Annotated in this window: 13 protein-coding genes and 1 pseudogene; 9 read left to right on the top strand and 5 right to left on the bottom strand. The window is 47.5% G+C overall.

The genetic code is table 11. From position 1 onward, the window contains the following. Positions 1-112: 112 nt before the first annotated feature. On the top strand, positions 113-250 hold the full coding sequence (locus ACLQ6D_RS01900; RefSeq protein WP_411725565.1) for a hypothetical protein: 138 nt from the start codon (positions 113-115) through the stop codon (positions 248-250). Between the two features lie 113 nt (positions 251-363). Here ACLQ6D_RS01900 and yjgA read toward each other — a convergent pair whose 3' ends face one another. After that, on the bottom strand, positions 364-939 hold the full coding sequence (gene yjgA, locus ACLQ6D_RS01895) for a ribosome biogenesis factor YjgA (protein WP_411725564.1): 576 nt from the start codon (positions 937-939) through the stop codon (positions 364-366). Further along, positions 936-1,130, bottom strand: a complete 195-nt coding sequence (locus ACLQ6D_RS01890; protein WP_411725563.1) for a hypothetical protein — start codon at positions 1,128-1,130, stop codon at positions 936-938. Before ACLQ6D_RS01890 ends, yjgA begins: the two co-directional genes overlap by 4 nt. A 144-nt stretch (positions 1,131-1,274) precedes the next feature. On the opposite strand from ACLQ6D_RS01890, the gene rdgC reads away from it, so the two are divergent. Continuing rightward, positions 1,275-2,183 (top strand): recombination-associated protein RdgC, encoded by a 909-nt coding sequence (gene rdgC, locus ACLQ6D_RS01885; protein ID WP_411725562.1) that lies wholly within the window; start codon positions 1,275-1,277, stop codon positions 2,181-2,183. Positions 2,184-2,258: 75 nt separating this feature from the next. On the opposite strand, the gene ACLQ6D_RS01880 is transcribed toward rdgC, so the two are convergent. Together ACLQ6D_RS01880 and ACLQ6D_RS01875 are read right to left on the bottom strand one after the other, a co-directional pair. Then, positions 2,259-2,516 (bottom strand): Lpp/OprI family alanine-zipper lipoprotein, encoded by a 258-nt coding sequence (locus ACLQ6D_RS01880; protein ID WP_411725561.1) that lies wholly within the window; start codon positions 2,514-2,516, stop codon positions 2,259-2,261. Positions 2,517-2,603: 87 nt separating this feature from the next. Further along, entirely contained in the window at positions 2,604-3,146 is a 543-nt protein-coding gene (locus ACLQ6D_RS01875; RefSeq protein ID WP_411725560.1) for a L,D-transpeptidase family protein, read from the bottom strand. A 75-nt stretch (positions 3,147-3,221) separates the two neighbouring features. Here ACLQ6D_RS01875 and ACLQ6D_RS01870 point away from each other — a divergent pair, with 75 nt between their 5' ends. The 7 genes and pseudogenes from ACLQ6D_RS01870 to dapE all read left to right on the top strand — a co-directional run bounded on the left by ACLQ6D_RS01870 (position 3,222) and on the right by dapE (position 8,529). Beyond that, complete coding sequence (locus ACLQ6D_RS01870; protein WP_411725559.1) at positions 3,222-4,856, top strand: alpha-D-glucose phosphate-specific phosphoglucomutase; 1,635 nt, start codon at positions 3,222-3,224, stop codon at positions 4,854-4,856. A 205-nt stretch (positions 4,857-5,061) separates the two neighbouring features. Then, positions 5,062-5,329 (top strand): annotated as a pseudogene (locus ACLQ6D_RS01865) (DapH/DapD/GlmU-related protein); the annotation flags it as partial. Then, positions 5,280-5,948 (top strand): BglII/BstYI family type II restriction endonuclease, encoded by a 669-nt coding sequence (locus tag ACLQ6D_RS01860; RefSeq protein ID WP_411725558.1) that lies wholly within the window; start codon positions 5,280-5,282, stop codon positions 5,946-5,948. The pseudogene ACLQ6D_RS01865 and the gene ACLQ6D_RS01860, both read left to right, overlap by 50 nt. Positions 5,949-5,950: 2 nt before the next feature. Further along, positions 5,951-6,601, top strand: coding sequence for an MT-A70 family methyltransferase (locus ACLQ6D_RS01855; RefSeq protein ID WP_411725557.1), 651 nt, complete (start codon positions 5,951-5,953; stop codon positions 6,599-6,601). A 213-nt stretch (positions 6,602-6,814) separates the two neighbouring features. After that, positions 6,815-7,057: a hypothetical protein gene (locus ACLQ6D_RS01850; protein WP_411725556.1), complete on the top strand. Its 243-nt coding sequence runs from the start codon at positions 6,815-6,817 to the stop codon at positions 7,055-7,057. A 3-nt stretch (positions 7,058-7,060) separates the two neighbouring features. Continuing rightward, a complete protein-coding gene (locus ACLQ6D_RS01845; RefSeq protein ID WP_411725555.1) occupies positions 7,061-7,405 on the top strand; it encodes an ArsC family reductase in 345 nt (114 codons plus the stop codon). Next, positions 7,402-8,529, top strand: a complete 1,128-nt coding sequence (dapE, locus tag ACLQ6D_RS01840; protein WP_411725554.1) for a succinyl-diaminopimelate desuccinylase — start codon at positions 7,402-7,404, stop codon at positions 8,527-8,529. Before ACLQ6D_RS01845 ends, dapE begins: the two co-directional genes overlap by 4 nt. A gap of 139 nt (positions 8,530-8,668) precedes the next feature. Here dapE and ACLQ6D_RS01835 read toward each other — a convergent pair. Continuing rightward, on the bottom strand, positions 8,669-9,240 hold a 572-nt coding region (locus tag ACLQ6D_RS01835), incomplete at its 5' end, for a transposase (protein ID WP_411725553.1).

Here is a 9,240-nt window from a genome sequence, read left to right as displayed (position 1 = left end):
CCTGGCTTTTTATAGCGGGAGACGTGCGCACTCAAGACTAGCCTATCGATCCCCGCTGGAATTTGAGCGGGATTTTTATAGGAAAGCTGCCTAAGAATGTGTCCGGTTTTAGTTGACCATAACATTGTTGCCCGGCGCACCGGCTGATATCATCGCAGTGAAAGGCAATCCATTCGACAAATTTAAAATCCTGGAGAATCCAGACCTGGTCATGTCAGGTGGCCTCATCGTTGTCAATAAATTCAATTAACACGTTATAACCGACTGGAAATAAATTTCACAGAGCCTGCGGGGTTATGCATCCCGCAGGCGAACAACAACCAATCTCACTATCCAGAAGCTTGACTACAGGGCTTCCTTAACTCAAAAACCAGCTTCCTGTTCGTCCTCTAACTCGGTATCGGCTTCAAACTGGAATAAGGTCTTTAGGTAACGGTACAGCAACCTTGCTGACTTGGGCGGTTTGCCGGTTTCAGCTTCTTTCTTGATATTGCGCAGTATGTGCCTGATTTTCAGTAATTCGGCAGCGGGTTGTTCGTCAAGCAATTCGGTCAACGCTTCGTTGCCTTCGCGGATCAGTTTATCGCGCCAGTGTTCGATAATATGGTGTTCCCTGACTGCGTGGGCGCTCTTGTTTTGTATGCGGGCGAGTTTTTCTTGGACGGGGGCTACGTCTATTTTATGGAGCTGGCCTGCGATGTATTTCAGCAGGCGCTTGCGGGCACTTGTGTGAGGCATGTCGGCCACTTCACTGACTGCCTTGCGGATGTTTTCAGGTAATTCCAAGCTATGTAAGTGTGCGGCAGATAATTTCGACATCGTTTCGCCTAATGCGAAAAGCCCTGCGATTTCTTTTTTTATCTGCGTTTTATTGGGTCGAATCGCGTAGTATTTGATGTCTTCGCCAGTCTCCTCGTAGTCATCATATTCGTTCATCATGGCTTGACCATTGCGATAAGAAACATGACAAACAAGGCGACAAGCGCTAAGGGGATGAGCAGCCCAGGCCAGTCGGCTTTGGCGGTTTTGCTTTTCTCCAGGGCGGCCTTAATGCCGGGTTTCATCCAGAAAATCACCAGGATAGCCAGAGCACCTAGCAATAAATTTTCCCAAGTTGATAAGGGTTCCATCAGCACCTCAAAAAAATAAGGCTTACTTTATCACAGTCTGGATGGCTGTTTTATGCGGGTTTTTGCTCGTGCTTGATTTCCCGTTCACCCTCATGCCGCATTGTGTGATAATGCCGCTCCATTTTGCTTAGGATACTTTCACATATGTGGTTTAAAAATCTTAGCCTTTTTCGTTTCACAGAACCGTTTACTTTAAATGCCGATGAACTAGCTGAAAAGCTGGATGCCCTGCGGCTCCGCCCTTGCGGCGCTCATGAGGAATCCAGTTTTGGTTGGACTGCGCCCTCGGGCAAGTCGGAGACATCGCTTGCCCATGCGACCAACGGTTATATGATGCTATGCGTCAAGAAACAGGAACGGGTTTTGCCCCCAGCAGTCGTCAATGAGATGATCCAGGAAAAAGTGGTTGAGGCGGAAGAACAACAAGGACGACAATTATCAAAAAAAGAACGGTCACGACTCAAGGAGGAGCTTATTTTTGATTTGTTGCCACGAGCGTTTACATTTTCCCGGAAAACGTATGCTTACATTGATCCTAAAGGCGGCTGGTTGGTGGTTGATACTGCTTCTGCTAACAAGGCCGAGGATTTGCTGGGCTTATTGCGTAAAAGTCTGGGATCGCTACCTGCCGTGCCGATCAATACCGTTAACAATCCGGTTACGATCATGACGCAATGGCTGGTCAGCCAAGAAACTCCAACTGACATTGTGGTTGAAGACGAATGCGAACTGCGCTCGCCCGGAGAAGATGCGAGTGCGATTCGTTGTAAACGCCAGGATTTGGGGTTGCCGGAAATTCAAAATCATCTGGATTCAGGTAAAGAAGCCATCCTTGTGGCGTTGAGTTGGGCTGATCGTTTGTCTTTTATTCTGGACAAAAATTTTTCTATCAAACGGTTGCGGTTTTTGGATTTAGTCCAGGATCAATTGGAAGATATAGAAGTTGAGGGTGAAGACATGCGCTTTGACGCAGATTTTTCAATTATGTCCGCAGAGCTTGGCTTGTTCCTGCCGCGCTTGATTAAGTTATTCGGCGGAGTAGTCAAGTCATAAAAAGGGCATAAAAAAAGCCCGGTGGTTATAAGGCCACCGGGCTTTTTTTGGTTTTACTTATAGCAAATAATGAGACTATTTCATCATTGATTTTTTGAACATGCTATCCAGCTTGCTGTTTGTATCTTGAGCATATTGAGCAGCACGATCAGAAGAGGCTTTTGCGTCAGCAGCCGCTGCTTGTGCGCTGGCTGCATCAGAAGATGCCTGCGCAACAGATGTTTTCAAGCCATCAATCTGGGTTTGCAAATTTTCGATATCTGAGTTGGTAGCACAGCCAATCACTAAGCTAGCCGCTAGAGCAATCATTGACACTTTAATTAATCTTTTCATGTTTATTTTCCTTATTTCCAAGTTTATTGCTACAAAAAAAACGTACAGCCGCTGAAAGTCTAACACCGTTTTGAATATTTTCCAGTATTATTTTATTTTTACTAGCGTTCCGGTATCGACCCACCGGCTTAAATGATCGATCTGGTTATTGGTTAATGCGATACAACCGTGCGTCCAGTTCATCGTCCTGTGAATCTTTTCACTGGCATTCCCCAGTCCATGGATGCCGATTCGACCACCCAATGCCGTGTTTTGCGGGGGAACTTGATTGTACCGGTGTGCATTGATAATGTTGCCGTACGTGAACTGGTCAATAATGCCGCGACGGAAGCCATTGTCAGCATCTTGTATTGACGGGTAATTGAGGCCAAAAAACTTATGAAACGAGCTTCTTTGGCCTACCCAGCCGATCCTGTATTCGCCATAGGGCGTAATATTGTCGCCGCGATGCGTTTTTTGCCCGGCGCCTGATTGGCCTATCGCGATACCATCAATCGTATCGATAGTTTGTTCGCCTTTTTTTACTTCAATTTTGAGCGCCCTCGTATCTATCAGCAGCCAAATATTGTCATAAGCAAAAGCGTTTAAAGCGTAAAAACTGCAAATCAGTAATAAATAAATCCGTAACATATCGTAAGGTCTACACGAGATTAGAAATTTAGTGTACTTTAGCCAAACAGTTTAGTCATCGCACAGGATCAATACATGCAAGTCGAAACCATTGCCACCCAGCCTTTTAGCGACCAAAATCCAGGAACCTCTGGATTGCGTAAAAAAGTTAAAGTTTTTCAACAACCCGGTTATCTGGAAAACTTTGTCCAAGCAATTTTTGATTCTTTGGAGGACTTTGCTGGCCAAACATTGGTATTGGGCGGTGATGGCCGCTATTTTAACCGAACCGCCATCCAAAGTATCATTAAAATTGCCGCTGCCAACGGCTTTGGTGAGCTAATTATAGGGCAGGGGGGCTTATTATCAACTCCGGCAGCTTCGCACATTATCAGGAAGTATAGCGCTTTTGGCGGTTTGGTTTTATCTGCCAGCCATAATCCTGGTGGCCCTGACGAAGATTTTGGCATCAAATACAATGTCAGCAACGGTGGGCCTGCCCCCGAAAAGTATACCGATGCTTTTTTTAAGCGTAGCCAAGTCATTGATAATTATAAAACTGCTATCATGGAGGATGTTGATTTAGACCGGATGGGTACGCAGCAACTGGATGGATTTACCATCACCATTATTGACCCCGTTACCGATTATGCAGAATTGATGCAATCCCTGTTTGATTTTGCCTTGCTTAAACAAAGTATTGGCAGCGCTTATATCACCCTGCTTTTCGATGCCATGTACGCGATCACCGGGCCTTATGCGAAACGGATATTTATTGATTTGTTGGGAGCCAGTCCAAATTCAGTCATCAACGCCGAGCCATTGGAGGATTTTGGCGGACACCACCCCGATCCAAACCTTGCCCATGCCCACGAGCTTGCGGAAACCATGTTCAGTGATTCGGCGCCGACTTTTGGCGCCGCTTCGGATGGTGATGGCGACCGTAACATGATCACAGGTCGCCAAATCTTTGTGACTCCTAGCGACAGTCTGGCAATTATGGCGGCGAATGCACATTTGATTCCGGCTTACAGTAAAGGTTTGGCGGGTGTTGCCCGTTCCATGCCGACCAGTCAGGCGGTAGATCGCGTCGCCGCTAAATACAACATTTCCTGTTACGAAACCCCGACTGGTTGGAAATTTTTCGGTAATCTGCTGGATGCGGGCAAGATCACCTTATGTGGTGAGGAGAGTTTTGGTACCGGTTCCGACCATGTACGTGAGAAAGACGGTGTTTGGGCGGTGCTGTTCTGGTTGAATTTGATCGCCAGAAAACGCCAATCCGTTGCGGAAATCGTCCACGAGCATTGGCAAACCTTTGGTCGGGATATTTATAGCCGCCATGATTATGAAGCGGTCGATTCAACTATTGCCAATGACATTGTCGTGCATTTGCGTAGCCAACTACCTACACTACCGGGACAGGCCTTTGGTGATTATGAGGTTAAGTTTGCCGATGAATTCAGTTATACCGATCCTGTTGATGGCAGTGTCAGTAGCAACCAGGGTATTCGCATTGGTTTTGCCAACGGCTCGCGGATTGTATTCCGTTTGTCAGGAACAGGTACGGTTGGCGCGACGTTAAGAATCTACCTGGAACGATTTGAGCCTGATGCCACCAAGCATATGCAGGATGCACAAATTGCCCTAGCAGACTTGATCTCTCTGGCTGAGCAGCTTTGCGAAGTGAAAATACGGACAGGCAGGGCTGAGCCGGATGTGATTACTTAAGGGCATCTCTAAAAAAATTCCACTATCCTCCCCGAGTTTTATTCGCACCGAGATAGTAAATAAATGAGACAACAACGTAACCCCGCCAGAGACATTCAGCCGATGAAACAGCCCCGCCAACCTGGATTATTCGACGTAGAAGAACGCGTCGCGCAACTGGATGGAAGCAGGAAGGGCACCAACAGTAGGCGCTTTAGGCGATGCCGACAATTGCTTTATCGGCTTTATCGGCGCACGTTCGGAAATCGTTGAAGGTGTTGTCGTTGAAGATGGCTGCGTTATTACAATGGTGTTTACATCGGCCAAAGCACCAAAATCTTCAATCGGCAGACACGCGAAGTCAGCTTTGGCCGTATTCCGGCAACCTGCCTTCTTCAGACGGCAAATACAGCCTGTATTGTGCAGTGATTATCAAGCAGGTCGATGAACGGACGCGCAGCAAAACGGGGATTAATGAGCTGCTGCGGGATTAATTATACAAATAATGGGATGTGGGGATATATGAGTATTGAATTACTCCCTGAGTTTATTCGCGAAAATTACGAATTGCATGAATGGAAACACGCATGTGCAATACTGAAAGAGGATTTTCCCACAGAATTGAAGGATATTATTGGAGTATTGACAGAGTTTCGTCTATACAAAAGCTGGATAACTAGTCCAGGTGGCAGGAAATCCAAACTATCTGAATTTATTGACTCATATCTCTATAAACTTGCTTGGGAAGAAAAGGAATTTAGCACAAAAGTCGTAGTAGATGAGCATATAATGGACGCACCAACTCATAAAGTTGATTGTTTTAAAAATAGAGTTGCCCTTGAAATCGAGTGGAATAACAAGGATCCATTTTTCGACCGAGATTTAAACAACTTTCGTCTTCTTTTTGAGCTTAGGGCGATAAGCGTCGGCGTTATTATTACTCGTTGCGATGAACTGCAAAATATATTCAAAGAATTAGGTCGAGGTGCATCCTATGGCGCATCAACTACCCACATGAGCAAGCTTCTGCCGCGTATAGAAGGAGGCGGTGGCGCAGGTTGCCCATTGTTAATTATCGGCATATCTAAAAAACTGTATGTTGAGGACGAGTAAATATGAAAGCATCAGATGATCTTCTGAGAGCCGTCGATAAAAAAAAATTTGCTACCGTTCTGGCTGACCCGCCTTGGCAATTTCAAAATAGGACGGGGAAAATGGCGCCTGAACATAAAAGATTGCAGCGTTACCCGACAATGTCACTTCAAGAAATAAAAGACTTGCCTGTCGAAGCGATAGTCGCAGATACAGCCCACCTCTATTTGTGGGTTCCAAACGCATTGCTAGCCGAAGGTATGCAAGTTATGGAGCATTGGGGGTTTACTTATAAAACCAATATCATCTGGTATAAGATCCGTAAAGACGGTGGCCCTGATCGAAGAGGTGTTGGCTTCTACTTTAGAAACGTTACAGAAATGATCCTGTTTGGTGTTCGAGGTAAGAATGCACGGACTTTACAGCCTGGACGAAGCCAAGAAAACATTATTTCTACAAGAAAACGGGAGCATAGCCGAAAGCCTGATGAGCAATATGATCTGATAGAAGCATGCAGTTCCGGGCCTCGCATTGAGCTATTTGCCCGCGGCCCAAGAAAAGATTGGTTCGTATGGGGTAATCAAGCCGAGGAATATACCCCTGACTGGGAAACCTATGCGAATCATTCACAATCTACTGTTGTCCCTTTTAAAAAAATTGCTAATGCCCCATAGCAACGTTAGTACGGTTATTAGTGCCTATCCGCAATTCTATGAACCCTTATACAACTAGTTAAAGTAAGGATTTGGTGTTGATCTTAGCCATAAAGGCGACATAGCACGGCCTTATTGAAAGCAAAATTTAAAAATAATGCCAACCCTCTCACTTCATATCCAATTCGGTCACAAACATCACTGAATACCTTTAACATTAACTATGTATATCCCATGAACCAAAACCTAAGCAACAATGCCATCATCTACGCGACCCTCGCCCTTAACAGCGAAATCGCCCTGCAACAAGAATATTTGGAATCGGACGATGTCCCCGAAGATGAGCGGGACAATGAAGAAGAGATTCTCGAAGACCTTCAACAAGCCTTTATGGAGTTCGTCGATCTGTATAAAATCCGTTGCAAGGCGGACAAAGAACTGCCTGACATTGACGAATTACTGAACAGCCAGCTTTAAGTTATGGTTGTGCTTTACGGCATAAAAAACTGCGATACCGTCAAAAAAGCGCGTGACTGGCTGGACAAACACGGTATCGCCTATCAATTCCACGATTATCGGGTAGACGGACTAACTTCCGAACAACTACAACGTTTTGTTGCCAACCTGGGCTGGGACACAATGCTTAATCGTAGCAGCACCAGTTGGCGGCAACTGAGTGCCGAACAACAGGACGGCCTCACGGAAGCCAAAGCCATAGAACTTATGTTGGATACCCCCACCCTGATTAAACGCCCGATTTTAAATACCGGCAGCGAACTTTTGATCGGTTTTAAACTGACCGTCTACCAAGCAAAGCTGCTATGAGCACGACCCTGGAACTCCTTAAAGACCTTATCCGCCGTCCCTCGGTCACGCCCAAGGATGAAGGTTGCCAGGATGTGTTGGCAGGGCGGCTACGACCATTAGGGTTTACAGAAGAACGCCTTAACTTCGCCGACACCCAAAACCTTTGGCTTAGAAGAGGTGTAGCTAAACCGCTGTTCGTATTCTTGGGGCATACTGATGTTGTACCCACCGACCCTCTGGATGCGTGGCTTTCGCCGCCCTTTGAACCTACCCTGCGTAATGGCAAGCTGTATGGTCGTGGCGCTGCCGATATGAAAGGCGGCATTGCGGCATTCATTGCCGCAGTCGAACGCTTTATTGGCAAGCACCCCGATCATAGAGGCTCCATTGCCGTGATGATGACCAGCGATGAAGAAGGCATTGCCACGAATGGCGTTGTCAAAGTCGTGGAAGTATTAGAGTCGCGACACGAAAAAATCGACTGGTGTTTGGTGGGCGAACCATCCAGTGACAAAAAAATCGGCGATGTCATTCGTGTAGGGCGACGCGGTTCTTTATGCGCCAAACTGACAGTCCACGGCATTCAAGGCCATGTCGCTTACCCCGAACTGGCAGAAAATCCGATCCACGCCTTTGCACCTGCTTTAAAAGAATTGACCGAAGAAGTTTGGGATCATGGCAATCACAATTTCCCGCCGACCAGTTTCCAGGTTTCCAACATTCATGCCGGGACTGGCGCGGAAAATATTATCCCCGGCAACGTGGAGGTGCAATTTAACCTGCGCTTTTCCACAGAACTGGATGAACACATCATCAAGCAACGCACCCACGCCATTCTGGGTAAACACGGATTAAAATACGACGTCCAATGGCGATTATCTGGAAATCCGTTTTTGACTACCGGCGGTGAACTGATCGATGCCGCCCATGCCGCCATCAAGACAGTCACTGGCTATGAACCCAAAGACGATACGGGCGGCGGCACCTCGGATGGACGCTTTATAGCGCCCACAGGAGCGCAAGTCATCGAGCTGGGCCCGCTTAACGAAAGCATCCATAAAATCAACGAACATATCGACTTGAAAGATCTTGAAGTACTGTCTTCTATCTACGAACGCATACTCGTTAATTTGCTGGCATAATCCTTAAACCTAAAAAAATCAGTTAGATTTGATGTTTCCACCGTATGGGCAATCCCTTTTGGTTGCCCGGATAACCACTGGGTTGCCAGGGCAGGCACAAGGCCTGCCCCTACAATGCTCTCACTCTTTGGGTGATTAATTATAGTTGTACAACCCATTGATAATTCTTAGAACTTATCCATAAATAATATTCCCCTGACCTTTTATTTTTCCGTAAAACGATGGCCGAAGCGGCCAGCATAAGCCAGCCGAGATGGCTCCGACCCATTTTTTCATGGCGCACCAAGAGTTTCCTGGACCGGTCAAACCAGGAGTGGCAAACCTCAACCACCCAGCGCCTTGCCTTAAAGTCAGGGTTCTTGTCCATTTCCGCAATCTCTTCGCCGCGCGGCCTGACACGGGGGATATAGCCCCTTTCCCCGACCTCGCGCCTAGCCGGTCCGCCCACCTGACCGGCATCCAGGCAGGGGCCCTGCTGGGGCGAACCTTCGCCGGGACGCCCGACGGCAATGCCGTCCAGGGTGGCGGCGAGCGGCTTGGCATCATGGGTGTTCGCCCCATTGGGCACAATCGACAAGGGCACGCCCCGTCCGTCAACCAACAGGCCCCTGTTGCTGCCTTTCCCCCCCGGCCGGTGGGGTCCCTGCCCACCGGCTCCAACGCCATCGGTGCCTTGGCCATCGCGCCGCCCAGGCCTTGCCATTCCCGGGC

It is taken from the genome of Methyloglobulus sp., from assembly GCF_046714055.1.
In the GTDB taxonomy this organism is placed as follows: domain Bacteria; phylum Pseudomonadota; class Gammaproteobacteria; order Methylococcales; family Methylomonadaceae; genus Methyloglobulus.
This window is presented reverse-complemented; position numbering and strand designations above follow the sequence as displayed.